The 26,544-nt window shown below is 61.3% G+C and carries 21 protein-coding genes; 10 read left to right on the top strand and 11 right to left on the bottom strand.

Annotated features, from left to right (window positions below):
* Positions 1 to 45: 45 nt before the first annotated feature.
* Positions 46 to 1,179 carry a Fic family protein gene (locus tag CXF97_RS21055; RefSeq protein WP_101160689.1) on the bottom strand — a complete coding sequence of 378 codons (1,134 nt, stop codon included), beginning with the start codon at positions 1,177 to 1,179 and terminating at the stop codon, positions 46 to 48.
* A gap of 278 nt (positions 1,180 to 1,457) precedes the next feature.
* Here CXF97_RS21055 and CXF97_RS21050 point away from each other — a divergent pair, with 278 nt between their 5' ends.
* From CXF97_RS21050 to CXF97_RS21025, 6 genes are read left to right on the top strand one after another with little or no spacing between them, the layout of a single operon-like run.
* A complete protein-coding gene (locus CXF97_RS21050) occupies positions 1,458 to 2,249 on the top strand; it encodes a YfaP family protein (RefSeq protein WP_101160687.1) in 792 nt (263 codons plus the stop codon).
* A gap of 35 nt (positions 2,250 to 2,284) precedes the next feature.
* Positions 2,285 to 3,997 carry a DUF2138 domain-containing protein gene (locus CXF97_RS21045; protein WP_101160684.1) on the top strand — a complete coding sequence of 571 codons (1,713 nt, stop codon included), beginning with the start codon at positions 2,285 to 2,287 and terminating at the stop codon, positions 3,995 to 3,997.
* Positions 3,982 to 4,632 (top strand): DUF1175 domain-containing protein, encoded by a 651-nt coding sequence (locus tag CXF97_RS21040; RefSeq protein ID WP_071173713.1) that lies wholly within the window; start codon positions 3,982 to 3,984, stop codon positions 4,630 to 4,632. The genes CXF97_RS21045 and CXF97_RS21040 overlap by 16 nt, the downstream gene beginning before the upstream one ends.
* The gene (locus CXF97_RS21035; protein WP_101160682.1) at positions 4,629 to 9,203 is read left to right on the top strand and encodes an alpha-2-macroglobulin; all 4,575 of its coding nucleotides are present in this window, start codon (positions 4,629 to 4,631) and stop codon (positions 9,201 to 9,203) included. Before CXF97_RS21040 ends, CXF97_RS21035 begins: the two co-directional genes overlap by 4 nt.
* Position 9,204: 1 nt before the next feature.
* Positions 9,205 to 10,824, top strand: a complete 1,620-nt coding sequence (locus tag CXF97_RS21030; RefSeq protein WP_101160679.1) for a DUF2300 domain-containing protein — start codon at positions 9,205 to 9,207, stop codon at positions 10,822 to 10,824.
* A 3-nt stretch (positions 10,825 to 10,827) separates the two neighbouring features.
* Positions 10,828 to 11,640 (top strand): YfaP family protein, encoded by an 813-nt coding sequence (locus CXF97_RS21025; protein ID WP_101160677.1) that lies wholly within the window; start codon positions 10,828 to 10,830, stop codon positions 11,638 to 11,640.
* A 7-nt stretch (positions 11,641 to 11,647) separates the two neighbouring features.
* On the opposite strand, the gene CXF97_RS21020 is transcribed toward CXF97_RS21025, so the two are convergent.
* The 10 genes from CXF97_RS21020 to CXF97_RS20975 all read right to left on the bottom strand — a co-directional run bounded on the left by CXF97_RS21020 (position 11,648) and on the right by CXF97_RS20975 (position 21,857).
* Positions 11,648 to 12,082 (bottom strand): hypothetical protein, encoded by a 435-nt coding sequence (locus CXF97_RS21020; protein ID WP_256589887.1) that lies wholly within the window; start codon positions 12,080 to 12,082, stop codon positions 11,648 to 11,650.
* Between the two features lie 404 nt (positions 12,083 to 12,486).
* On the bottom strand, positions 12,487 to 13,233 hold the full coding sequence (locus tag CXF97_RS21015; RefSeq protein ID WP_101160671.1) for a S24 family peptidase: 747 nt from the start codon (positions 13,231 to 13,233) through the stop codon (positions 12,487 to 12,489).
* A gap of 218 nt (positions 13,234 to 13,451) precedes the next feature.
* Positions 13,452 to 13,979 (bottom strand): inorganic diphosphatase, encoded by a 528-nt coding sequence (ppa, locus tag CXF97_RS21010; protein WP_003205933.1) that lies wholly within the window; start codon positions 13,977 to 13,979, stop codon positions 13,452 to 13,454.
* 112 nt (positions 13,980 to 14,091) lie between these two features.
* A complete protein-coding gene (locus CXF97_RS21005; RefSeq protein ID WP_101160668.1) occupies positions 14,092 to 14,904 on the bottom strand; it encodes a zinc-dependent peptidase in 813 nt (270 codons plus the stop codon).
* Positions 14,905 to 14,908: 4 nt separating this feature from the next.
* Positions 14,909 to 15,559, bottom strand: a complete 651-nt coding sequence (locus CXF97_RS21000) for a DedA family protein (protein WP_016773001.1) — start codon at positions 15,557 to 15,559, stop codon at positions 14,909 to 14,911.
* A 228-nt stretch (positions 15,560 to 15,787) separates the two neighbouring features.
* Positions 15,788 to 16,249: an N-acetyltransferase gene (locus tag CXF97_RS20995; RefSeq protein WP_007958617.1), complete on the bottom strand. Its 462-nt coding sequence runs from the start codon at positions 16,247 to 16,249 to the stop codon at positions 15,788 to 15,790.
* A gap of 115 nt (positions 16,250 to 16,364) precedes the next feature.
* On the bottom strand, positions 16,365 to 17,189 hold the full coding sequence (gene eutC, locus CXF97_RS20990) for an ethanolamine ammonia-lyase subunit EutC (RefSeq protein WP_101160665.1): 825 nt from the start codon (positions 17,187 to 17,189) through the stop codon (positions 16,365 to 16,367).
* 5 nt (positions 17,190 to 17,194) lie between these two features.
* A complete protein-coding gene (locus CXF97_RS20985; RefSeq protein WP_101160662.1) occupies positions 17,195 to 18,589 on the bottom strand; it encodes an ethanolamine ammonia-lyase subunit EutB in 1,395 nt (464 codons plus the stop codon).
* A gap of 52 nt (positions 18,590 to 18,641) precedes the next feature.
* Positions 18,642 to 20,090 carry an ethanolamine permease gene (eat, locus tag CXF97_RS20980; protein ID WP_101160659.1) on the bottom strand — a complete coding sequence of 483 codons (1,449 nt, stop codon included), beginning with the start codon at positions 20,088 to 20,090 and terminating at the stop codon, positions 18,642 to 18,644.
* A 246-nt stretch (positions 20,091 to 20,336) separates the two neighbouring features.
* A complete protein-coding gene (locus CXF97_RS20975) occupies positions 20,337 to 21,857 on the bottom strand; it encodes an aldehyde dehydrogenase family protein (protein WP_024014465.1) in 1,521 nt (506 codons plus the stop codon).
* A gap of 383 nt (positions 21,858 to 22,240) precedes the next feature.
* Here CXF97_RS20975 and CXF97_RS20970 point away from each other — a divergent pair, with 383 nt between their 5' ends.
* The 4 genes from CXF97_RS20970 (at position 22,241) to CXF97_RS20955 (ending at position 26,540) form a co-directional block, all read left to right on the top strand.
* On the top strand, positions 22,241 to 24,151 hold the full coding sequence (locus tag CXF97_RS20970) for a sigma-54-dependent Fis family transcriptional regulator (RefSeq protein WP_101160656.1): 1,911 nt from the start codon (positions 22,241 to 22,243) through the stop codon (positions 24,149 to 24,151).
* A gap of 118 nt (positions 24,152 to 24,269) precedes the next feature.
* Complete coding sequence (gene mpl, locus CXF97_RS20965) at positions 24,270 to 25,619, top strand: UDP-N-acetylmuramate:L-alanyl-gamma-D-glutamyl-meso-diaminopimelate ligase (RefSeq protein ID WP_101160653.1); 1,350 nt, start codon at positions 24,270 to 24,272, stop codon at positions 25,617 to 25,619.
* A complete protein-coding gene (gene ubiX, locus CXF97_RS20960) occupies positions 25,616 to 26,263 on the top strand; it encodes a flavin prenyltransferase UbiX (RefSeq protein ID WP_101160650.1) in 648 nt (215 codons plus the stop codon). Before mpl ends, ubiX begins: the two co-directional genes overlap by 4 nt.
* Positions 26,256 to 26,540 (top strand): YceK/YidQ family lipoprotein, encoded by a 285-nt coding sequence (locus tag CXF97_RS20955; protein WP_101160647.1) that lies wholly within the window; start codon positions 26,256 to 26,258, stop codon positions 26,538 to 26,540. The genes ubiX and CXF97_RS20955 overlap by 8 nt, the downstream gene beginning before the upstream one ends.
* The last annotated feature ends 4 nt before the right edge of the window (positions 26,541 to 26,544 follow it).

Genomic DNA, 26,544 nt, shown 5'->3' with positions numbered 1-26,544 from the left:
CAAATGAGCGGGCCGTCGCTAGGCCCCTCCATAACGGTCGGCGAGTCAATCCGGATAGCGGATTTTGTAACGCGTGCTGCGTCCGCCCCCCGGCAGGCGTTGCAGGCAGCCTTTGTCCAGCAACTCCGTCAGATGCCGCGTCGCGGTGGCTTTGGATACTTTCGCAACCGCTTGATATTGCCCTGCGCTGAGGCCCTGTTCGAAACCGCGCTCACCGCCATCGAGCAAGCGATTGAGCACTTTGATCTGCTCCGCTGAAAGGTCGGATGCGCGGTGCGCCTGCCAGAAGCGAGTCTTGCCCAACACCGAATCTATACGGGTGATGGCTTGCTGCAGGCTGCGCAGCAGTGTCTGCAAAAACCAGGTCAGCCATTCGGTGATATCGAGCGTGGCCTTTTGGCTCGACTCCAGAATCCGGTAATAACCGGCGCGATCCTCGAGAATGCTTGCGGACATCGCATAGAAGCGGATCGCCTGCGCTTCGCCTTGAGCCAGCGCCAGATCGGTGATGGTGCGGGTCAGACGACCGTTGCCGTCGTCGAAAGGGTGCAGAGTGACAAACCAGAAATGCGCGATGCCAGCGCGTAACAGCGGATCCAGCGAAACCTGATCGCGGCTGGCTTCGAACCAGCTCAAAAAACGCTCTATTTGCTGTTCCAGCCGTTGGCGCGGTGGCGCCTCAAAGTGAACCGTTGGCCGGTCGAGTCGTCCGGACACCACCTGCATCGGTTCGTCGCCGCGCAAGGTACCGACGAGTATTGGCCGCGCGCTGAACATCGCTTCCTCGGCGGGGAAAAGCCAGATGTGCCATTCCAGCAATCGTGCCAGGGTCAGCGGCTCGTCGAAGCCATGGGTGGCATCGAGCATCAATTGCGCCAAGCCCTCGCTACGCTGGCTGACGCTATCGCGATCAACCCATTCCAGACCCAGGCGCCGGGCCAGAGAAGAACGCACGGAGCCGACATTCAGTTGCTCACCTTCGATGGCGGAGGAGGTGACGATGTTCTGAAGCAACGCATCGAGCTCGCTCTGTGCGCTCATCGAATCCCCCACTGAGCCGGCCATTCCCAAGAGTCGGCCCTGCGTCTGCACGCACTCGCGCAGCAGCGGGGCGAGGCGCTCGGCTTGCCAATTGAAGTCGGGCCAATCCGGTTGTTGCCAGATCCAATGTGCGGTCATTGATCACCTGTCGTAGAAGCGTGAGCCGAATAAAAACGCTATTCGGCTCATTTGGTGAGCCGAATATGCCGGCTATTCGGCTCATCGTCTACCAGAATGGCGCGATTCCTACAGCAATCACACATGTATCCGATTGTTAAAAAACTGCCGAATCGCTACTCTTCGCCGCTTCTACGGCCCCGACAGTTGCGGGGCGTTCAGACGAAACGCAGTTCACCGCTGTGAAGTACCGAGGATCGGGTGCAAGGTTTCGTTCAAGGCATGGCAGGAGGCGTCACATGCGTTCATCTCTTTTGCTGCTGATCGGCCTCGCCTGCGCACCTGCGCTGTGGGCCGCGCCGACTGCGCAGGTGTCCGAGCCGGTCGGCGGCTGGCGTTATCACGGCTTGCTCGATCGCTCGGAAAATCCGCAGGTCGCCTACCCGACGCCGCCGATCGATCGCGGCATCCAGCGCAATCGCACGATGATCCAGGGCCAGCTCAAAGCCCTCAGGCACATGCGTCCGCCGCACAGCCTCGCCGTCAACGGCAATCCATTGAATCTGTACACCGACGATCAGGGGCGTTTTGCCCGGCCCTACGCCTTCGGCGCCGGCTCCAACAGCGTTGAAGTGATCAGCGCCGAAGGCCAGTCGCTCAAGCGCGTGCAATTTTATGAAGCAAATAATCTGCGCACGCCGGCGAAGATTCGTCTTGTCTTGGGATGGGACGACCCGAAAGCCGAGCTGGATCTGCATATTGTCACCCCCGACGGTCAGCATGCCTTTTGGGCACGACCGGCGCTGAGCAATGGCGGCGGCCTAGACCCGGATGGCGTCGACGGCCCCGGCCCGGAAATGTTCACCATGACCGCGCCGCTGCACGGCACTTATCTGGTGTACGTCAACTATTGGGGCAACTACGGCGATGGTGGCTATAACTTCGAGGAGACCAGCAACCAGAACGAGGTGATCACCTCGCAGATCACCCTGGTGCTCAACGAAAACACCGTCGACGAAAAACGCGAAACCTTCATCGTGCCCCTGCGGGCGATCGGTGATCTGCTGCTGGTCAAGACTTTCAACTATTAAGCATCCCGCCACGGATGAACTCGGATGTTGTGAACATGAGCGATAACACTGTGACTCCAGCTGCCGCGACACCGGCGGCCAAACCTTCGCGGCGCTGGCCGCTGGTCGTGCTCGGCCTGTGCCTGGTGGCCGGTGTGGCGGGCGGTTTCGGCTGGCTGCTGCTCAAGCCCAAAGCGCCGCCGGCGACACTTGCCAGTGACAAGCTCGGCCTCGGCCGTCCAGACGCCTTGCTCGAAACTCGCTCGCTGAGCCAGTTGCCCAAGGACCTCCTGACGGTGCCGTTTCTCAAGGCCACGCTCACCGAGGATTTCGTCTTCTATTACGAAACTCACGCCGACCGCCTCGGCCTGATCGGCAGCCTGCGCCGGATTATCTACGAGCATGACCTGAAGTTGCAGGACAGCTTGATCGAACAGCTTTTTGATCAACCGGCGGATGTGGCGCTGTGGCGAGGCGCCGATGGCCGCTTGAAGGATTTCCTGCTGGTGATGGATCGCGGCGGGCTGGCGAAACTGCTCGAGCCACTGGCGAAAGTTGCGCTGGATGACACCCAGCTCAGCGTCTTCGGCACTCTCAAGGTCGGCAGTGATGAGATCCCGCTGTATCAGCTCAGCTACAACGCCAGCAAATCGCTGCTGTTCGCGTCGCGCGGCGACAAGCTGGTGGTGTTGTCCAATCCGGCGAAGTACTACGACCCGGAGAGCGGCGTCCCGGAAGAGTCGGGCCGCGTCTCCGCGCAAGCGCTGGCGGCATTGCTCAATGGCGAAAAACTGTTTCCAGAAGCGTTCGGCCTACCGGCGAAAGCTGCGGAAACCAAACAGCACCTATCGGTCAATTCCAGCGTTCTCGCCATGGGCTATCAGCGCTTCATCCCGAATTTTGCCGGGCTGCGTTTCGACATGGACGACAAGGGCTGGCACAGCTATCTGGCCATGGACGAGCTGGAAAACCAGCCGGACTTCGATTTCAAACCGGTCTGGCAGGCGATGCCCCTGGGGGCGAGCGCTTGTGTGACCCTGCCGGTGGCGGCCGAACCGCAAAAACCGATATTGATCAAGCTCGGCGCTGAAGAAGCAGTGGCGCAGACCCTCACCGAACACGTCGCCGGTGCGGCGGGCCTGTGCTGGTACGCCGATTCTCGGCTGTACACGCCATTGCTGGTCGCCAGCCTCAAAGACGAGGACAGCAGCAAACTCGACGCTGATCTGGGCAAATTGTTCGGCTCGATGGTCGGCGCGTTCGAAGCCAACGTCGCTGAAAGCGTATTCCCGGTGATCGACAAGCAGGAAGGCCAGAGCCACCTCTGGCAGCGTCAGGTCAGTTCCAGTTTCGGGCCGTACGCGGCGAAGACCGCCGAAAACCCGGAGGCGATATCCGGCAAGGCGTACATGAAAGTCAGCCTCGCCCGTCACGGCTCGACGCTGCTGTTTTCCCTCGACGACAAACTCGTCGACAAAGCCCTCGGCACCCTCGACAAGCGCTTCCCGCCAATGGCCGACGTGTTGCCGAACGACGTGCTGATGCCGATCTACTTCGGCCCGGATGCGATGGCGCAACTGATGCAGCGCGAGACCCTCGACAGCCTGCCGCAGGATATGGAGCCGGTGTTCTACAACGCCGCACAAACCTACCTGATGCCGAAACTGCGCACCCTCGGTGGCTACGGCAAATATGTCCTGACCCTGCCCGAAGGCAGCGAGCCGGATGGCCACTGGCAATGGCTGCCGCTGGAATGGAAAGCGCTGTGAGCGCACTGATCCGCAGCCTCGGCCTGCTCGCGCTGTTGCTCAGCGCAGGTGCCCGTGCGGTTGAAGCGCCAGCGCTCGATCCGGCGCAATCCCAGGTATTCCGCGCCTGGTTCGTGCGCATCGCTCAAGAGCAGCTCAGCCAAGGCCCGAGCCCGCGCTGGTATCAGCAGGATTGCGCCGGGCTGGTGCGCTTTGCCGCCAACGAAGCGTTGAAAGTCCACGACGACAAATGGCTGCGAAGCAATGGCCTGTCCAATCGCTATCTGCCGCCGGAGCTGGCGCTCAGCGACGCGCAACGCAAGCTTGCGCAACAGTGGCAGCAGGGCGGCGGCAAGGTCGGGCCGTACGTCAACGCGATCAAACTGATTCAGTTCAACAGCCATCTGGTCGGCCGCGATGTATCGCAGGCGCGGCCCGGTGACCTGATGTTTTTCGATCAGGGCGACGACCAGCACCTGATGATCTGGATGGGCCGCTACATCGCCTATCACACCGGCACCACCACCCCCACTGACAACGGCATGCGTTCGGCAAGCCTGCAGCAACTCATGACATGGAAGGACACCCGATGGATACCCGACGCAGCCAACCCCAACTTCATCGGCGTCTATCGACTGAACTTTCTTTCCCAATGACCGGTGCCCGCATGTTGCGTATCTGTTCGCGAATTTCCTTGCTGTTGGCGTTGTTGCTGCCGTTTACCTGCGTCAACGCCGAAGACTCGGTGGAGCCGAGCAATTACACACCGGTGGCCGGTGAGAGTTTCTTTTTGCTTGCCGACAGCAGTTTTGCCAGCGACGAGCCGGCGATGGTCCGCCTCGAAGCCCCGGGCCGTGATTACCGGCGCTTTCGTATGGAGCCGTACGGTGGCGCCGACATTCGCGTGTACCGTATCGACAAGCCACTGGATTTCCTCAAGCGCCAGAAGAACCTGCACCGCGTCGTCAGTGACGGCCAGTTCAAGGGCGAAGGGCTGTCCAACACTCTCGCGTATCTGTGGGACAACTGGTATCGAAAGTCCCGGCGAGTGATGCAGCGTGCGTTCTCTTACGAATCGCGCAAGCAGGTCACCGAAGAAGTGCCGGAGCTGAAAATGGGCGAGGCCATGGTCGCGCCGACGCCGTACGACGCGCAGCCACAATTCGCCTTGATTCCGGGTCTGCCGGTGGTTAGCCAGTTCCGTTATCCGCTGTGGCAGGCCAAGCCGATCCAGCCGCCCGCTGGGGTCAATCTGGCCGGCTCGTCCAGCGACTTTGTCAGTGTCGCGCCGGGCAACGTTTACATTCCGCTGGGTAACCTGAAGCCGGGGCTGTATCTGGTCGAAGCATTGATCGGCAAGTACCGCGCGACCACGATGGTTTTCGTCTCCAACACCGTTGCGGTGAGCAAGATTTCCGGTGACGAATTGCTGGTCTGGGCCGCGCGCAAACACGAAGGCAGTTCGGTGCCCAAGGTCAATGTGCTGTGGACCGACGGACTCGGCGTGATGAGCAGCGGTGCTACCGATGCCGACGGTCTGCTGCGCCTGAAACACGTCAGCCCGGAGCGCTCGTTCGTCATCGGCGAGGACGAAGAAGGCGGCGTATTCGTCTCGGAAAACTTCTACTACGACAGTGAAATCTACGACACCAAACTCTATGCCTTCACCGACCGGCCGCTGTATCGCCCGGGCGATTGGGTGTCGCTGAAGATCGTTGGCCGCGAGTTCAAGAGCGCGCGGGATTCGGTGCTGCCGGGCGCGGCGGATGTCAGTGTCAGCGTGCTTGATGCCACGGGGACCGAACTGCAAACCCTCGATCTGAAGCTTGATTCGAAAGCAGGTACCCAGGGCCGTTTCCAATTGCCGGATAACGCCGTGGCCGGTGGTTACGAAATCCGCTTCAACTACAAGAATCAGGCTTACAGCAGTGCTTTCCGTGTGGCGGAGTACATAAAGCCGCACTTCGAAATCTCGCTGAATCTGGCCAGGCAGGACTACCGCACTGGCGAGCCGGTCAAAGGCAGTCTGGTGTTGCTCTACCCGGATGGCAAACCAGTGGCCAACGCCAAATTGAGCCTGAGCCTGCGCGCCCAGCAACTGTCGATGGTCGACAACGAGCTGCAATACCTCGGGCAATTCCCGGTGGAGCTGACCAGCACCGAATTGACCACCGACAGCAAAGGCAACGCGACCCTGGATCTGCCAGCCGCCGATAAACCGAGCCGCTACATGCTCACCGTGTTCGCCAGCGACGGCGCGGCTTATCGGGTCAAGACCACCAAGGAAATCCTCATCGACCGTGGTGCGGCGAGTTTCCGCTTGAGCGCGCCGCAGCGTTTCAGCGCGGTCGGTGACAAGGTTGCCTTCAGCTACGCGAATGAGGGTGGCACCGAACAAAGCAAAGCCGTAACGCCGAGCAGCTACGCTTGGGTGCGCCTCGAAGATCAGAGCACCGGCGAAGGCAAACTCGCCGCAACGGACAAAGGCTTCAGCCTCGCCTTCGAACGTCCGGGCACGTACAACCTGACGCTGAAGGATCAACACGGTCGCGTCCTCGGCGCCACCGGCCATTCGGTCACCGGCGACGGTGTGAAAGCGGTGCCGGGCACCGTGGAAATCGTCCTCGACAAACCCGAGTACAAGGCGGGCGAAGAAGCGCTGGCGCTGATCACTTTCCCCGAGCCGGTCAGCGATGCGCTGCTGTCGCTGGAGCGCGACAAGGTCGAAGCGACCGCGCTGCTGGCCAAAGGCAGCGACTGGCTGAAGCTGGAAAAACTCAGCGACACTCAGTACCGCGCGCGGATCCCGGTTAAGGACAACTTCGCGCCGAACCTGACCTTCTCCGTGCTCTACACCAAGGGCGGTCAGTACAGTTTCCAGAACGCCGGGATCAAAGTGGTCGCGCCGCAAATCGACGTGGCTATTAGCACCGACAAAGCGGTGTACCTGCCGGGCGATACGGTCACGGTCGACCTGACCACGCAGTTCGCCGGCAAAGCGGTTCCGGCGCATCTGACGGTCAGCGTGGTCGACGAAATGGTCTACGCGTTGCAGCCGGAAGTCGCGCCGACTATCGATCAGTTCTTCTATCACCCACGGCGCAACAATGTGCGTACCAGCGCCAGCCTGTCGTTCATCAGTTATGACGTGGCATTGCCGGGCAGCCCGGGTGCGCCGGGCAAGGCCAACCGCAGCGAGCGCGGCGTTAAAGTGCTCGAGCGTCCGCGCCGGGAGGACGTCGACACCGCCGCATGGCAGCCAGAGCTGTTGACCGGCGCAGACGGCAAAACCCGTTTCACCTTCAAGATGCCGGACTCGCTGACCCGCTGGCGGATCACCGCGCGAGCGATTGCCGATGATGGCCAGGTCGGGCAGAAAAAGCAGTTCGTCCGTTCGGAAAAACCGCTGTACTTGAAGTGGAGCGGGCCGAGCAAATTCCGCAAGGGCGATCAGCCGCAACTGGGCGTGTTTGCGTTCAGTCAGGCTCAGAAACCGGTCAAGGCTGAACTGGTGACTCACTATGCCGGCACCGAACAACGTCTGCCGGTGACCCTGAACAGCGGCATCAATTACTTGCCGCTACCGGCGTTTGCCCTGGCCTCTGGCGAGTGGACAGCGGAGCTGGTGCAGGACGGCAAAGTTGCCGATGCCCTGGCTGTGCGCTTGAGTGCAACCGGCGAAGGCTGGCAGGTCACTCAGACACAAAGCCTTGATGTCGTCACCGGCGATACGCCTTTGACTTTGCCGGCGGATGCGACGGATATTCGCCTGCGTCTGGATGACAGTCCGCAAGCGCTGTTCCGTTCGGCCCTCGATGATCTGCTCAGCTACCCGTACGGCGGCGTCGAGCAGACCGCCAGTCGCTTGTTGCCGTTGAGCATCGCTTATCCATCGCTGGCCTCGAATCCACAGATACGTGATCGCTTGCGCCTGATCATGCAGAACAGCCGCCTGCGGCTGGTGCAGATGGCCGGGCCATCGGCGAGCTTCACCTGGTGGGGCTACGACGGCGAGCCGGATGCATTCCTTACCGCCTATGCCTATTACGCCGACTGGAATGCCAGCCGCGTACTCGATCTGACCCTGCCGCCGGAGCACTGGCAGCGCGTACTCGAGGTGTACGCCAAGCAAGCGCCGAATACGCCATTGCTGCAACGGGCGCTGATTCTCTCGTTCGCCAAACAGATGCAGCTGCCAGTGAACACGCTGCTCAGCGGTCTGCTCGACGATCTGGCCAAGGCCGGTGAGGGCAGCGCCGAAACCTTGCTCGATGATGGCCAGGACAGTCTGGTGATGAGCGATCCGGATTCGGCGCTGGGTCTGGCAGCGGCGCGGGTGCTCAGCGCATCGTTGGCCGCGCAGTCGAAAGTCGCTTTGCCGGAGGCGTTCAATCGCCAACTGGGCGCAGCGCAACAACGTCTGGCGGTCAGTTCGCAGCCATTTGTCGAAGCGTTGAGCCTGTCGCTGCAACCGTTCGATCAGGCCCGTGCGACGGCGTTGTTGCAACGTCTGTTGCCGCAGCAATCGACACTGGAACGTGCATTGGCGCTGACCTGGCTGCAACGCAGCATCGCTCAGGCTTCGCCGACCATCGCGCTGATGCCGGGTGAGGGCTGGAAGAAAAACTACGGGGCCAGCGGCGAGATGTACTGGGTATGGCAAGGCACCACAGCGCTGCCCAGCGTGCTGAGCGTGTCCGGCACGCAAGAGCGGCCGCTACGTGCGGCGCTGAGCTTTCAGACGCAACAGCCGCAGGTCGATCCGATGGCCGTGACCGTCACCCGGCGCCTGTCGCGTCTGGTGCCGGGCGACGAAGCGTTCACCTTCAAACTCGAGCCGGTCGGCACGAAACCGCTGTCCAGCGACAGCTTGTACCTGGACGAGGTGATCCTCACCAGCAAGGCACCGAAACCGCTGCGCTACGGCATGCTCGAAGTGCCGCTGCCACCGGGTGCGGACGTCGAACGCACAACGTGGGGCATCAAGTTGCAAGGCAAGGATGGCACCGAACCGACCGCGCTGGAGAAAGCCAGGTTCGAACCGGGACAACTGGCTTACGCGGTGCCGGTCGATGCGCTGAGCGGCGAGTTACGCCTGCGCCATCTGGTGCGCTTCTCGCAGAAAGGCCAGTTCAGCCTCCCGCCGGTGCGCTTCAAACAAGTCTATGCGCCGCAGCATCAGGCCCAGGAAGCGAAAGCCGCCCTCGGTCAGGTCACGGTCAACTGACATGCGCCGGCCGCTGCTGTGGCTGTTGATGTGTGTGATGCCTGCGCTGGCGACAGCGCAGGACGAGCCGCTGCGCGTGGCCTATCAGGGCGAGTTGTTGTCGTTGAGTCAGACGCAACTCATCAAGCGCGAACCGTTGCCAGCGTCGCTGGATGCGCCGCTGGGCAGTCTGTGGAAGTTGTTCGTCTACGCGTGGCTGGTGGATACCGGTGCACGGGAACCGGCTTATGAATGTCGCGGGCAATCCAAAGAAGAAGTTTATTGCTGCTCGGCGGGCGGCAGGATCGAGCGTGATCAGGCCTTGGTGAAATCCTGCGCTCTGTATTTCGAACCGACGCGGTTGGGCATTGCTGCGACGGATTGGCGAGCGTATTGGCAGGCGCGGCAGGCGCCGTCGTGGTTGCTGGATTTGCCAGCCGTGCAGCCGGCAACAAGGGTTTCGGTTGCTGAGTTATTGGGCGTTCTGGCGTTGCTGCCAGCGCAGGATCAAATGCGTCGCGTATTACTTGATGTCGTGCTGAACGCGGCGGACGGCAATGTCGTCGGCCAACTGGGCGGGCGTCTACGGGTGAAAACCTGGAGCTGGCTCGACGATCAGGATGCACAATCGCGGCAAGGCGGATTCGCCGGTTGGACCGCCGACGGCGCACCGATCTGGGCGGGTGGACGCGGCACCGGTCAAATGGTTCTGCGGCATTACGGTCAGGCGCTGGCCAGCGTGTTGCCGACGGCGTGGCCAGCGGACGCGGGGCGTTGTGTGGAAGTCGGGCTGTTTTCGAAATATCCGGTTTCCAAAGTTCTGGCCGGGGATCGTGTTGCCACGTCAGGGCCATTGCGCGGCGACTACCGCGTCGAGTTCGCCAACGGCAATGCGCTGGATATCCACAGCGACGGCGAACTGTTTCTGCTCGACGACAAACTCGTCGCAAGACTTGATCGCGAAGAATATGTCGCCCGCGTCCTTGAGCGCGAAGCCAAACCGGAACCTGCCGAAGCCGCCAAAGCGCTGGCCGTAGCGATCCGCACTTATCTGCTGCAAAACGCCACGCGCAATGGCGACTGCCTGAGCATCGACGACAGCAGCAATCGCCAGCGCGTCGCTCCGCGCCCGGCTTCAGCCGAATCGCGCAACATTGCGGCGTGGACAGCCGATCTGGTGCTGGCCGGCAGCACGGTCACCTATCACTCCGAGCAGCCCGGCCCGGACAAACTCGCCTGGCAGCAAGCCGTCGAGCAAGCCAAGGCCGGCCAGCGTTACGACGCGATTCTGCTGCACGCCTACCCACGCGCCAGCCTCAGCCGCTGGGACAACCCGGTCGCCTCCTGCGAAGCATTGCCCGCCGCGCACGACTGGCTGCAGAAACAGCGACGCGGCTGGCGTCCGAGGCTCGAAAGCGAAAACGGCTACGACGAAGTCAGCACGTTCGCTGTCTGCAAACTTGCCTTCGGCCGGCCCTTCGTCGACCGCGAACGCCAGCGGATTTACGTGCGCGGCGTGCTGACCCTGCAGGATCGCCTCGATTTGACCCACGAATATCTGCACCTGGCCTTCGAAGCACACCCCAACGGCCAGGATGAAACCTACATCGAAGGGCTCGCCCGTCACCTTTTGCTGGAATAGACCATGACACTCCGTTATCCACAGGTCTTGCTGCTGCTCTGTGCCTACAATCTATTGCCGCTGGCCCACGCCGCTGACGGCGTCAAACTCGACACCCCGGTCGGCGGCTGGCGCAGCGGCGCACCGCAAGGCGAGGGCGAGAGCTTCCGTCAGACCGTCAACTACCCGGCCTCGTCGGTCAACACACCGCTTGGCCAGGCCAATACCGCCAGAATCAGTGGCCAGATTAAAACCGTGCCGAAGAACAACGAACCCGGACGTCTGATCGTCAACGGCGTCAGCATGCCGCTGAAAATCGATCCCGCCGGCGGCTTCGATCGGCCGTTCTCCTTCCCCAACGGCAGCAACAGCGTCGAAGTCCGCAGCCCCGACGGCCAGCAACGCCACCGGACGCAGTTCCTCAATGCCCGCGGCGGCGCCACACCGGCCAAACTGCGCGTGCTGCTGGCCTGGAACAGCGACGGCACCGACCTCGACCTGCACCTGATCACCCCCGACGGCGCCCACATCTGGTACGGCAACCGCGTCGCACCCAACGGCGCCGCCCTCGACGTCGACGTCACCACCGGCTACGGCCCGGAAATCGCCGCCATGCCCGCGCCGATCAAGGGGCAGTATCTGGTCTATGTGAATTATTACGGCGGCGGGTATCGCGGAGATGACGAAGGAGGGGATGAAGCGGTGCAGGCGCTGACCACGGCGCAGGTGACTGTCATTACCGAGGAAGGCACGCCGAGCGAGAAGATGGAGACGTTTCTGGTGCCGATGCGGGCGGTGGGTGAGCTGACGCTGGTGAAGTCGTTTAGTTATCCGTGAGCCACGGCTAGTTTGGAAAAACGCCACAAAGCGCATTGCCCTGATAACCGTGGACAATCGGTCCCAGCACCATGAACGGGCCGCAGGCGTAGAACGGCGACGGCACCGTTTGTTTTGAATAGAGCAAAGCGATTTCATCGCCAGACTCGTCCTTGCCAAAGGACTGTTCGGAGTACGACGAACACACAGGCAACTTCAACGGCACAGGAATGATCAGCGCCCAAACCGTGATGCCACACCACTCACGTTGAGGCGTTGATTGAACAGTTCGGGTGACCGCTGGAGGGATCGAGCGAGCGCTTAGAACTTTGTACTCATCAGTTCTGTGCGTGGTTTTTTCAGGCAAAGCCACGATTGCGCCTACGCAGCCGCAGAGTTGAGAACTCATCGCGGCGATCAGAATGACTGGTCCGAGCATTGTGAAACGAGGGGTGAATCGCACGTTTTAGCTTCCTTGTGAAACGCTTCAGAACTGCTGGGCCCAGCTTGTTCGATTCCTTTGCGCGAGGCCTGACCTTTTTGCAGACATTAAAAAGCCGGCTTGTGGCCGGCTTCTCGGGGACTGGCTTGGTTTATTTTTGGTAAACCGCGCCAGCCTTCAAAACGTACATCCGGATCTGCGTCCGGCTGTGGGACTTGGTCAGACGTTGGTCTGCCGTGTCGGGCGTCACTCGAGCCGCTGGGCGGGTCGATGCGCGAATGTGGGGCGCAGGATACTGAGTTTTGCGTTGGATTCCCAGCCTCAAGTGCGGTTTAGAGCCTGTGAAGCGGTACAAGCTATGAATTTGTACCGGTTATCAGGGCCTCTTCACGAGCAGTCTCGCTCCCACAGGTTCGAATCAATAATCATAAAAACGGCACCACCGGCCGGCGCTTACCCAGTGTCGACCACCAGAACACCCAGCCAAGTATGTGGATCCGCTGCTCCTCGATCTGCGCCGGGCGGAAAACCTCGTCGGGGTATTCGGCGCTGTTGTGGCTACGCATGCGCAAGCCGTTGCCGGGCATGCGGTGCAGGTATTTGATGCGCAGCATGCCGTCGTGTTCGATGGCGTAGATTTCGCCGTCGACGACCTGGGTCAGACCGCGGTCGATGGCGACGATTGACCCGTCTTCGATGCGTTCGGCCATGCTGTTGCCGATCATGTGCGCGCAAATGGCATTGCTGTGCTGGATGTCGAGTTGATCGAGGTGCGCGCGGGGCAGACGCAGGGATTGGTCAGGGTCGAGGATGACATGGGTTTTGCCGTCGCCGTTGGCGATCGGGGTTTCCTTGAAAAAAGCCAGGTCGATGTCGCTGGGGTTGATGACGGTATAGACGCCGCAGATGGCCTGGGCATCGAACGTGTCGCCATTGCTGGCGGGTGGGTGCAGGCGCGGGACCTCCTTGACGCCTTCCCCGGTTTTCAGCCATTCACTATTGACCGACAACAGGCGTGAGACTTCTTCCATGCGATACGCCGGGACGCCCCGGGTGTACCAGTTATGAACGTTTTGGGCTTCCGTGCCCCAGAACCTTGCGAAATCTGTGGTGCTGATGTTCGCTGCTTCCAGGAGTGCCTTGAATCGTGGACCGCTAGTGTTCTTTCTCATAAACACGGAGTCTACGGCCGCACTAGAGCGGTTTGAATAAACCGGGCGTTCAAAAAAAGCCTGTATTTTGCGACGGGATGTAAGACGCGCTTGTGGGAAATTAAACAGATTAAAACTGCATGTAGGAATTTAAACGCTTCGTTTAACTGAAGCGTGCAGACACAAAAAACCCCGGATGGCCGGGGTTTTTTTTCAAGCTTCACGCGAGGCGCAATTGCTTAGCCCTTGTAGGCGGCAACCGACTTGGTGATCGCTTCGCGAGCGGCGTCTGCGCCAGCCCAGCCTTCGATCTTGACCCATTTGCCTTTTTCGAGATCCTTGTAGTTCGCAAAGAAGTGCTCGATCTGCTGGATCAGCAGTGGCGGCAGGTCGGTGTATTCCTTCACGTCGACGTACAGCTGCGACAGCTTGTCGTGTGGCACTGCAATGACTTTGGCATCGCCGCCGCCGTCGTCGGTCATGTTCAGGATGCCGACCGGACGGGCACGGATCACCGAACCTGGGGCAACCGGATAAGGGGTCACGACCAGCACGTCGAGGGGGTCACCGTCGTCGGCCAGGGTGTTCGGGATGTAACCGTAGTTGGCCGGGTAGAACATTGGGGTGGCCATGAAACGGTCAACGAACAGGCAATCGCTGTCTTTGTCGATTTCGTATTTGATCGGCGCGTGGTTGGCCGGGATCTCGATCGCGACGTAGATGTCGTTCGGCAGGTCTTTGCCAGCCGGAATCTTGCTGTAGCTCATTGGGCGTTGCCCCCGTAGTTGACCAAAAACACTTGGCCGGATTGACCAAAAAGTGGCGGCGATTATAGGCACATTCCTACGCCGACGCCACGTACCAGAAGTCGTGCAGAGCTTAGTCGTGCGCCTGATAGACCGGGTCTGTGGCTTGAAGTTGCCGCAGTCTGCCCAATGGATCCTGCCGGTAGAAAAGCTGCAGTTGCAAGTAGACCTGTGGATAAGCCTCATGCAGCAGATCCGGGGCGCTGAAGAAGTATTCGCTGGTGACGGCGAAGAACTCGGCCGGGTTCTCGGCGGCGTAGGGATCGATGGCGGCTTCAGCGTCGGGATCGTGATCGAGCTGGCGGTTGAGGTCGTCGTAGGCGGCCTGCATCACTGCGGCCCAATCGCTGACGCGCATGTCGGCGTGCAGAGGCGGCAGGCCGTTGGCGTCGCCGTTGAGCATGTCGAGCTTGTGCGCCAACTCATGGATCACCAGGTTGTAGCCCTCCCAGCCACCGCTTGCCAGCACGCCGGGCCAGGCGAGAATCACCGGCCCCTGCTGCCAGGCTTCACCGCTGTGTTCGCCGTCCCACTCATGCTCGACGCCGCTGGCATCGCGATGGCGTTGCGGGCTGAGGAAGTCGTCGGGATACAGGACGATCTCGTGAAAGCCCTGATACCAGTTCAGGTCACCGAGATGCAGCAGCGGCAACTGCGCCTGGGCGGCGAGCAGCAGGCGCTGCTCCTGATGCAGTTCGACGCCGGGCAGGGCGGTCAGGTGTTTGTCTTCGAGAAACAACACGCAGGCTTCGCGCAACCACTGATCCTCAGCGGCGCTGATGCCGTCAAGGAACGAGAGTTGATGGCGCACCCGTTGCCACAGATCGTCGGCAATCGGGTGCCTGGCCAGGAGGCGCCGGCGTCGCCAGGCGGTCAGCGACCACATCGGATCAGTGCGATTGCACTTTGGTGCCGCCGAAACGGCTGCGCACTACGCCGATGATCATCGGCACCAGCGACAGCAGGATGATTGCCACCACCAGCAGCGAGAGGTTTTTCTTGATGAACGGCACGTTGCCGAAGAAGTAACCCAGAGTGACCAGACCGCCGACCCAGAGGATCGTGCCGAGCACGCTGAAGCCGAAGAAACGCGGGTACGGCATCCGCGCCACACCGGCGACGAACGGCGCGAACGTGCGGATGATCGGCAGGAAACGCGCCATGGTCACGGTCTTGCCGCCGTGCTTGTCGTAGAAATCGTGGGTTTTTTGCAAGTAGTCGCGACGGAAGATTTTCGAGTTGGGGTTGCTGAACAGCTTCTCCCCGGCCGTGCGTCCGATCACGTAGTTGGTGCTATCGCCCATGATCGCCGCCAGCATCAGCAGACCGCCAAGCAACACCGGATCCATGCCACCGCCCGCGGCCACCGCGCCGGCGATAAACAGCAGCGAATCGCCCGGCAGGAACGGCATCACCACCAGCCCGGTTTCACAGAAGATCACCAGAAACAGGATGGCGTAGATCCATGGCCCATAGTTGTTCACCAGCAAATCGAGGTACACATCGAGATGCAGGATAAGGTCGAGCGGGTTGAAATCCATGGGGGCACCTGTATGACGGCCCGACTCGGCAGGCCTGTGCGGATGACTTCGTGTAAGCCTACAGCGGGGTGTAGTTTTTCTTACAAGCCGGAAAGATCGGGATTATACGGTCTGACCGCTGAAAAGCGCGCCGGTTTTGTAGCGGCGAGTGTCGCGAAGTGAGCAATTGTCAGGCAGCGGTTGGCCGTGGCGAGGGAGCGAACTCCCTCATCACTGACGCTTTCGGAGTCAGAGCTCGTCGCTGATCGGCAGTACGTAGTTCTTGAACTCGGTGTCTTCCTTGAAGCCGATCGATTCGTAGGTCTTCTGCGCCACTTCGTTGTCTGCGCTGGTCGAGACGCGCATGCGCACGGCCTGGGTTTCCTTGGCCATTTTCTTCGCGGTGCGGATCAGGTTGTCGGCCACCAATTGCCGGCGAGCGTCTTCGGCGACATAGATATCGTTGAGAATCCACACACGTTTGAGCGACAGCGAAGAGAAGCTCGGATACAGCTGACAGAAACCCATGAGTTTCTTGTCGTCATCGTCGGCCAGCGCCAGATAGATCACCGATTCTTTGCGGCGCAAGCGTTTTTCGAGGAACGCGCGGGAGGAATCCGGGTAGGGCAGGGAGCCGTAGAACTCGCGATATTTGACGAACAAAGGAGTCAGCAAATCCAGATGTTCGAGGGTCGCTTGAATAATCCGCATGATAGGTCTCGTCTTCAAGTGGCTGTCTTCAACTGCTCTGACGGCGATGGGAAACCCGGGCGGCCGTGCGTCGATCCTGCCTGAAACTCGCTTGCAAAGGCAATGCGGAAACGGTTCAGGCTGGGGGCGGATCGAGTAGGAAATTACCTTTCATGTCGACAGCGTCGTCCGTCTCCAACGTGTGAAGCTGGGCTTCGTCCTTCAAATTGACACCTGACAGCTGCCGCCGACCGGCCTCGCGCATCAGGTACAGCAAGCGATGCGCCGCCATGCCGTAGCTCAAACCTTCAAGCCGAACATTGGAAATGCAGTTGCGATACGCGTCAGTCAGGCCAACCTTGGGTGCGTAGGTGAAATACAGCCCGAGGCTGTCCGGCGAACTCAGGCCCGGCCGCTCGCCGATCAGCATCACCAGCATTTTCGCGCCGAGTAACTGGCCGATTTCGTCACCGATGGCGACGCGGCCCTGTTCCACCAGCAGCACGGGCGCGAGCGACCAGCCGTCGTCGCTCATCTGTTCTTCCAGGCGCTTGATAAACGGCAAGGTATGTCGATGCACAGCCAGAGCCGACAAGCCGTCCGCGACGACAATCGCCAGATCGACGCCGCCCGGATGGGCGCTGGCGTAATCACGCAGGGATTGCGCCGAATCGTCGCTGAGCTTGCGGCCCAGATCCGGGCGTTGCAGATAGGTATGGCGATCCGGCGCCGCGCTGTGCAGCAGCAGGCTTTCGCGCCCTTCGTCCTGCAACTGTGCGCTGAGCCCGGCATGATCGAACGGCAGGTGCACCGCATCGCGCGCCTGCGCATGGGCGAACTGGAAATCCAGCTGAGCGCTGGTCGGCAGGCTGGTGCCAGTGCGGCCCAGAGCAATGCGCGCCGGGGTCAGGCGGCGCAATTGCAGCCACGGGTTTTGCGAATCGACCGGTGGTTTTTCCATAAGACTCATCCCAAGTGCGCCAGGGCCTGGCGGAAGGCCGGCGGCAGGTTGTTGCCAAAGCGCACCTTGCCATCGGCTTGCGTGAAGATGCCCATGTTGGCCAGCCATTGTTCGAACTCCGGCGCCGGTTTCAGGCCCAGGGTCTGCCGGGCGTAGAGGGCGTCGTGGAACGAGGTGGTCTGGTAGTTGAGCATGATGTCATCGGAGCCGGGGATACCCATGATGAAGTTGATCCCGGCAACGCCGAGCAACGTCAGCAGGGTGTCCATGTCGTCCTGGTCGGCTTCGGCGTGATTGGTGTAGCAGATGTCACAACCCATCGGCACGCCAAGCAACTTGCCGCAAAAATGGTCTTCGAGGCCGGCGCGGATGATCTGCTTGCCGTTGTAGAGGTATTCCGGGCCGATGAATCCTACAACCGTGTTCACCAGAAACGGCTTGAAATGGCGCGCCACGGCGTAGGCTCTTGTCTCGCAGGTTTGCTGATCAACGCCATGGTGGGCGTTGGCCGACAGCGCGCTGCCCTGACCGGTTTCGAAATACATCAGGTTCTGCCCGAGAGTGCCGCGCTTGAGGCTGAGCCCGGCGTCGTAACCTTCCTGCAAGACATTGAGGTTGATGCCGAAACTGGCATTGGCTGCCTCGGTGCCAGCAATCGACTGGAACACCAGATCCAGCGGCACGCCACGGTTGATCGCCTCGATCGAGGTGGTGACGTGAGTCAGCACACAAGCCTGGGTCGGGATGTCGTAGCGCTGGATGATCGCGTCGAGCATTTCCAGCATCGCGCAGATCGAAGCGATGCTGTCGGTGGCCGGGTTGATGCCGATCATCGCGTCGCCGTTGCCGTAGAGCAGGCCGTCGAGAATGCTCGCGGCGATCCCGGACGGCTCGTCGGTCGGGTGGTTGGGTTGCAGGCGGGTCGACAGGCGTCCGCGCAAACCGAGGGTGCCGCGAAATTTCGTCACCACGCGGATTTTCTGCGCGACCAGCACCAGATCCTGCACGCGCATGATCTTCGACACGGCGGCGACCATTTCCGGGGTCAGACCGGGGGCCAGCAGGCGCAGGCTGGTTTCGTCGGCGGCGTCGCTGAGCAGCCAGTCACGAAAGCCACCGACGGTGAGGTGGCTGACCACGGCGAAGGCCTGCTTGTCGTGGGTGTCGATGATCAGCCGGGTGACTTCATCGGCTTCGTAAGGAATCAGCGCTTCCTGCAGGAAGTGGGTGAGCGGGATGTCCGCCAGGGCCATTTGCGCGGCCACCCGTTCGCCGTCGTTGAGCGCGGCGATTTCGGCAAGAAAGTCTCCCGAGCGTGCCGGGCTGGCCTTGGCCATGACGTCTTTGAGGCTGTCGAAGCGGTAAGTCTGCGCGCCGACCGTGTGAGCAAAACTGGCCATTCAGCGTTCTCCGTGACGGCGCAGAACAGCTCTGCGCCGTGGTTTTCGACAATCAGTGCAAGGCTTGTTCAGCTTTCTGAATCGCCGCGAATTCTTCTTCCGGCGTGCCTGCTACCAAGTGATGCCGACTGTAGAAAGCAAAGTAAGCAATTAACACTCCATAGATGATGGCGGCCCCAATCACCACCCGTGGATCGACGAGGAAGCCCGCCACCACGGCAATGCAAGCCAGCACCAGCGCCACGCCAGAAGTGAAAATGCCGCCCGGCGTGCGGTACGGCCGGTCCATTTTGGGGCGGCGGATGCGCAGGGTGATGTGCGCGGCCATCATCAGCACATAGGAAATGGTAGCGCCGAATACCGCGACCAGAATCAGCAGGTCGCCCTGGCCGGTCAACGACAGTCCGAAGCCGATAATCCCGGGAATCACCAGCGCGAGCACCGGCGCCTTGCTTTTGTTGGTCTGCGACAGTTTGCGCGGCAGGTAACCGGCCCGCGACAACGCGAAGATCTGCCGCGAGTAGGCGTAGATGATCGAGAAGAAACTGGCGATCAGCCCGGCCAGACCGACGAGATTGACGAAGCTGCCCATCCAGGTCGAACCGCCATAGGCCTTGCTGAGTGCTTCGACCAGCGGGTTACCTGAGGTCAGCAGCGAATTGGCGCCGGCGCCGCCGGGGCCGACGATCAGGATCAGCAGGGCGAACATCAGCAGCACCAGCATCGCCCCGATCAGCCCGCGCGGCAGATCGCGCTTGGGGTTTTTGGTTTCTTCGGCGGCCAGCGGCACGCCTTCGACGGCGAGGAAAAACCAGATCGCATAGGGAATCGCCGCCCATACGCCGACATAGCCGAACGGCAGAAACGGGCTGGCGCCGACCGCAGTGGTCACCGGGATGTCGAGCAGGTTGGCGACGTCGAAGTGCGGCACCATCGCCACCAGAAACACGCCCAGCGCCAGCGCGGCGACGGCGGTGATGATGAACATCAGCTTGAGCGCTTCGCCGACGCCGAAAATATGGATGGCGATGAAGATGATGTAGAAGGCCAGGTAAATCATCCAGCCGCCAATGCCGAACAGCGACTCGCAGTACGCACCGATGAACACCGCGATGGCAGCGGGGGCGATGGCGTATTCGATAAGGATCGCCGTGCCGGTGAGAAACCCGCCCCACGGCCCGAACGCACTGCGGGCGAAACCGTAGCCGCCGCCGGCGGTGGGAATCATCGACGACAGTTCGGCCAGGGAAAAGCACATGCACAGGTACATGGTCGCCATCAGCAGCGTGGCGAGGAACATGCCGCCCCAGCCACCCTGGGCGAGGCCGAAGTTCCAGCCGGCGTAGTCGCCGGAAATCACATAAGCAACGCCCAGGCCCACCAGCAGGATCCAGCCGGCGGCACCTTTTTTCAGTTCGCGTTGTTGAAAGTAGTCGGTGCCGACTTTTTCGAAGTCGACGGAGGAAGTTGCCGGTTGCGGGTTTGCATGATCGCTTGGCATAAGCAGTTACCTGTTTTTATTGTTTTTATCCAACCTGATCGCTGGAGTGGCGAATTACCCCTGTGGGAGCGGGCTTGCTCGCGAAAGCGGTTTGTCAGTGACTTGGATATTGAAGGTATGACCGCCTTCGCGAGCAAGCCCGCTCCCACAGTGGATTTGTGGTCGCACGCAAATTCTCTGCGGGAGCGAGCTGCTCGCGAAGCTATTGAAAGGGCGATGCAGTAGTCACTGCCTCGCCCCGTCCGCTTAAAAGAAGCCCAACGGATTGATGTCGTAACTCACCAACAGGTTCTTGGTCTGCTGATAATGGTCGAGCATCATCTTGTGCGTCTCACGGCCGACACCGGACTTCTTGTAACCACCAAACGCGGCGTGTGCCGGGTACAGGTGGTAGCAGTTGGTCCACACGCGGCCAGCCTTGATCGCCCGACCCATGCGGTAGGCGCGGTTGATGTCGCGAGTCCACAGGCCGGCGCCGAGGCCGAACTCGGTGTCGTTGGCGATCGCCAGGGCTTCGGCTTCATCCTTGAAGGTGGTGATGCTCACCACCGGGCCGAAGATTTCCTCCTGGAACACGCGCATCTTGTTGGTGCCCTTGAGCAGGGTCGGCTGGATGTAATAACCAGTGGCCAGGCTGCCTTCGAGTTTTTCCACCTTGCCGCCAGTCAGCAGCTCGGCGCCTTCGCCCTTGGCTATTTCCAGGTAGGAGAGGATCTTGTCGAATTGCTGCTCGGATGCCTGGGCGCCGACCATGGTGTCGGTGTCGAGCGGGTCGCCACGTTTGATCTGGCTGACCTTCTTCATCACCGCCTGCATGAATTCGTCGTAGATCGACTCCTGCACCAGCGCGCGCGACGGGCAGGTGCAGACTTCGCCCTGGTTGAAGAACGCCAGCACCAGACCTTCGGCGGCTTTTTCGATGAAGCTCGGTTCGGCCTGCATGATGTCTTCGAAGAAGATGTTCGGTGATTTGCCGCCCAGTTCCACGGTGGATGGGATGATGTTTTCCGCTGCGCATTTCATGATGTGCGAGCCGACCGGGGTCGAGCCGGTGAAGGCGATCTTGGCGATACGCTTGCTGGTCGCCAGTGCTTCGCCGGCCTCTTTGCCGAAGCCTTGCACGACATTGAGCACGCCTGGTGGCAGCAGGTCGCCGATCAGTTCCATCAGCACGCAGATGCCCAGCGGGGTCTGCTCGGCGGGTTTGAGCACCACGCAGTTACCGGCGGCCAGCGCTGGCGCGAGTTTCCACGCGGCCATCAGCAGCGGAAAGTTCCACGGGATGATCTGGCCGACCACGCCCAAAGGTTCATGGATGTGATAGGCCACGGTGTTGCCGTCGATTTCCGCAGCGCTGCCTTCCTGAGCGCGCAGGCACCCGGCGAAATAGCGGAAGTGGTCAGCGGCAAGCGGGATGTCGGCGTTGAGGGTCTCGCGGATGGCTTTGCCGTTGTCCCAGGTTTCGGTGATCGCCAGCAGTTCGAGGTTCTCTTCGATGCGGTCGGCGATTTTCAGCAGGATCAGTGAGCGTGCCTGCACGGAAGTGGCGCCCCACGCATCGGCGGCGGCATGGGCAGCGTCCAGCGCCTTGTCGATGTCTTCGGCGGTCGAGCGGGGGAATTCGGCAATGGGCTGGCCGTTCACTGGCGAGGTGTTGGTGAAGTACTGACCTTTGACCGGCGCGACGAACTCGCCGCCGATGTAGTTACCGTACTTGCTCTTGAACGAGACCTTGGCGCCGTCAGTACCGGGGTGAGCGTAACGCATGATGATGTTCTCCTTGGCTTTGTACTTATTAGAGAGACGCGCAAGTGCGCTTGGTATAAGCGTAGAGCAAGGCTCGGGCCACTGCCGTGCAGGTCAGGCAAATCAAGGGCTTGGCCGGTTTGTCTCGGACGAATGGAGTGGCGCTGTGACGGTTTCGGTACAGCGCGCGTGACAATTTGTACCGCTTGCGGCACAGCCCGTGACCGGACGGTCTTGCCAGCATTGCAATGCGCGGGTGGCTGAGGGATCCTCAGCCAACAGCAATCTCCGTAGGAGCTGCCGCAGGCTGCGATCTTTTGATTTTGTTTTTCAAGATCAAAAGAACGCGGCCTGCGGCAGCTCCTACAGGGATTGCGTAGACCTTTCGGGGAGAACAATAAGAAATGCACGACAACCATTTGAGTCGCCATGCCCGCCAGGTTCTCACCGCCACCCAGGGCAAGCCGCATTTGCACGGCCCCGGTGCCGACCCGTCGATCGCCCGCTCCTGGCTACGGTGTCTGCAGGACTATCACCTCGACCCGGCCCTGAGCATGGCGCCGACCGTGCTTGAACACGGCCGGGTGCTGGAGAGTCGCGAACGTCTGCAACAAGTGTTGCAAATCGCTGGTACGGAAATGAGCAGCCTGCATCAACAACTTTCCGGCGCCGGCCATGCGGTGCTGCTGACTGACGCGCGCGGTGTGATCCTCAATTGCATCACCGCGCCGGCCGAACGCAGGATTTTCGAACGCGCCGGGCTGTGGCTCGGCGCTGACTGGAGCGAGGCGTGCGAAGGCACCAACGGCATCGGCACTTGCCTGGTCGAGCGTCAGGCGCTGACCATCCATCAGGACGAACACTTTCGCGGCCGCCATACCGGGCTGACCTGCTCGGCGAGCCCGGTGTTCGACCCGCACGGGGAATTGCTGGCGGTACTCGACGTGTCCTCGGCGCGCCCAGATGTTTCGCGCCAAAGCCAGTTTCACACCATGGCGCTGGTCAATCTGTCGGCGAAGATGATCGAGAGCTGCTACTTCCTGCGCTGTTTCGACAATCAATGGTTGCTGCGTTTCCACCTGCAGGCCGAGTCCGTCGGTCTGTTCAGCGAGGGGCTGCTGGCGTTTGACGGCGAAGGGCGGATCAGTGCGGTCAACCAGAGTGCGCTGAACCTGCTCGGGCATAGCCGCGATGGCTTGCTCGGCCAACCGGTGGAAGCGTTTTTCGATTGTGCGCTGGATGAGCTGCTTGGCCGCGCGAGCGCTAACGCCAGCGCCAGTTGGCCGTTGCGTACCCGCGATGGCCGGCATCTGTTTGCGGTGTTGCGCGGCGAATCGCGCAAGCCGGCAGCTATTGTTCCAGCGCCCATCGCCGCGCCAGCGCCACGCCTGTCCGGGATTTGCCTGAGCGACGAAGCGTTGCAGGCGGAATTTCGCAAAGCCCTGCGCGTATTCGAGCGCGACGTGCCGCTGTTGATCAACGGCGAAACCGGCTCGGGCAAGGAGGCCTTTGCCAAGGCTGTGCATCAGGCCAGCCAGCGCTTTGGCAACGCCTTCGTCGCACTCAATTGCGCAGCCATCCCGGAAAGCCTGATCGAAAGCGAACTGTTCGGCTATCGCGGTGGCAGTTTCACCGGCGCGCGCAAGGACGGCATGCGCGGCAAGCTGCAACAGGCCGATGGCGGCACGCTGTTTCTCGATGAAATCGGCGACATGCCGCTGGCCTTGCAGACCCGCTTGCTGCGGGTGTTGGAGGATCGGCAAGTGGTACCGATCGGCGGCGAACCGCAAGCGGTGGATGTGCGAATCATCAGCGCGACGCACCGCAATCTGCTCGAGCGGGTCGAGGGCGGCAGCTTTCGCGAGGATCTGTATTACCGCTTGAACGGGCTGGAAGTGGCATTGCCGGCGTTGCGTGAGCGCAGTGACAAATCGCAACTACTGGATTTTCTTCTGGCCGAGGAGGCCGGAGGCGAAACGATCCTGATCGACGAACCGGCGCGGCAAGCGTTGTTGGCATTCAACTGGCCGGGCAATGTGCGGCAGTTGCGCAATGTCCTGCGCACGCTGGCGGCGTTGTGTGATGGCGGGCGGGTCGGGGTTGCGGATTTGCCGGCAATGATTCGACAGGCGCGGCCGACGGTTGCGCCGGCGCAGCCTTGCGCGCAGCCACTGGATGACGCCGAGCGTCTGGCCTTGCTCGGTGCGCTCGAGCAGACGCGCTGGAATATGACCCGTACCGCTGAACAGTTGGGGGTCAGTCGCAATACGCTGTACAGAAAGTTGCGCAAGCACGGTATCGCCCGAACCGCATAAATTTCCCTGTAGGAGCTGACGAGTGCAGTTGGGGTAGCCGGGAGTATTCGAATACAGCTAAAGAGTGCCATTTCCCCCTCCCTACGCTAACCTGCGGCCATGTTTTACGAGGTCGACTATGCACATTCATATTCTGGGTATCTGCGGGACTTTCATGGGCTCGATGGCGGTGTTGGCCAAAGAGCTGGGCCATCACGTTACCGGCTCCGACGCCAACGTCTATCCGCCGATGAGCACGCAGCTCGAGGCCCAGGGCATTCAGCTGACGCAGGGCTATGACCCGGCGCAGCTCGATCCGGCACCGGATCTGGTGGTGATCGGCAACGCCATGTCCCGTGGCAATCCGGCGGTGGAATATGTACTGAACAAAGGCCTGCCGTACGTCTCCGGCCCCCAGTGGCTGGCGGATCACGTGCTGCAAGGTCGTTGGGTATTGGCAGTGGCCGGTACACACGGCAAGACCACCACCAGCAGCATGCTCGCCTGGGTGCTGGAACACGCGGGCATGAGCCCGGGTTTCCTCATCGGCGGCGTGCCGCAGAACTTTTCGGTGTCCGCACGTCTGGGCGGTACGCCGTTTTTTGTGATCGAGGCTGACGAATACGACAGCGCCTTCTTCGACAAACGCTCGAAGTTCGTTCACTACCGTCCGCGCACCGCGATTCTCAACAATCTTGAGTTCGATCACGCCGACATCTTCCCCGATCTGCCAGCCATCGAGCGTCAATTCCACCATTTGGTGCGGACCATCCCGAGCGAAGGTCTGGTTATTCATCCGACCACAGAGCCGGCGTTGCAGCGCGTGATCGAAATGGGCTGCTGGACCCCGGTGCAAACCACCGGTGCCGGCGGTCAGTGGCAGGTCAAGTTGCTGAGCGAGGACGGCTCGGCGTTCGAAGTGATGTTCGAAGGTGTGTCGCAAGGCACCGTCGAGTGGGAATTGACCGGTCAGCACAACGTCGCCAACGCCCTGGCTGCTCTGGCTGCGGCGCGGCATGTCGGTGTTGTGCCATCGATGGGCATCGCCGGGTTGAGCGCCTTCAAGAACGTCAAACGGCGTATGGAGAAAGTCGCCGACGTGCGTGGCATCACCATCTACGACGACTTCGCCCATCACCCGACCGCCATCGCTACCACGCTCGATGGCCTGCGCAAACGCATCGGCGACGCGCCACTGATTGCAATCATCGAGCCGCGCTCCAATTCGATGAAGCTCGGCGCGCACCGTGACGGTTTGCCGGACAGTGTGGTCGATGCCGATCAGGTGATCTGGTACGCCCCGGCCAACCTCGGTTGGGACCTCGGCGCCACCGCAGCGTTATGCACCGTGCCGTCCATCGTCAGCGATTCTCTGGAAGGCATCATCGAACGCGTGAAGAGCCAGGCGCAGCCCGGCACGCACGTGGTGATCATGAGCAACGGCGGCTTCGGCGGTCTGCACGGCAAGCTCGCCGAGGCGCTGCAATGAACACTTATTCGCAGGCCGGCGGCCCGGAACGCATCACCCTGGCGATGACCGGCGCTTCGGGCGCGCAGTACGGCTTGCGCCTGCTCGATTGCCTGGTGCGCGAAGATCGTGAAGTACACTTCCTGATTTCCAAGGCTGCGCAACTGGTGATGGCCACCGAGACCGACGTGTCGCTGCCGAACAAACCGCAGATGATGCAGGCGTTTCTGACCGAGTACACCGGCGCCGCCGCCGGGCAGATTCGCGTGTACGGCAAGGAAGACTGGATGTCGCCGGTGGCCTCCGGCTCCGGTGCGCCGGCGGCGATGGTGGTGGTGCCGTGTTCGACCGGCACGCTGTCGGCGATTGCCACTGGCGCCTGCAACAACCTGATCGAACGCGCTGCGGATGTCACGCTGAAAGAGCGTCGCCAGTTGATTCTGGTGCCGCGCGAGGCGCCGTACTCGAGCATTCATCTGGAGCACATGCTCAAGCTGTCGAACCTTGGCGTAACGATTCTGCCGGCGTCGCCAGGCTTCTATCACCAGCCGCAGACCATCGATGATTTGATCGACTTCGTGGTCGCGCGGATCCTCAATCTGCTCGGCATTGCGCAAGACATGTTGCCGCGCTGGGGCGAGCATCATCTGAGCAGCGATGAATAAGCTGCTGGTGATTGTGCTGGCGCTGCAATTGGGTGGTTGTGCCACCGCGCGCACTCTCGACGCTGCCAAACCGGGCGCACCGGTGGTGTACGCCGGGACGCGGCTGGATTTGTATGCGTTGAATGGCGGCTGCTGTGCGGTGGACCGGTTCGGCGCCGAGGCGCCGAGCTACCCGGGAGTGGATCTGCCGGCCAGTGCGTTGCTCGATACGTTGTTGTTGCCGTTGTCGCTGCTTACCGTGATTGGCGTGGGATTCCAGGCGACGGGTGGATTGTAAAGGT

The sequence above is a fragment of the Pseudomonas sp. Choline-02u-1 genome (assembly GCF_002836515.1).
Lineage (GTDB): Bacteria > Pseudomonadota > Gammaproteobacteria > Pseudomonadales > Pseudomonadaceae > Aquipseudomonas.
Note: the sequence above shows the minus strand (reverse complement) of the source record. Positions and strands in the feature narration are given on the sequence as shown.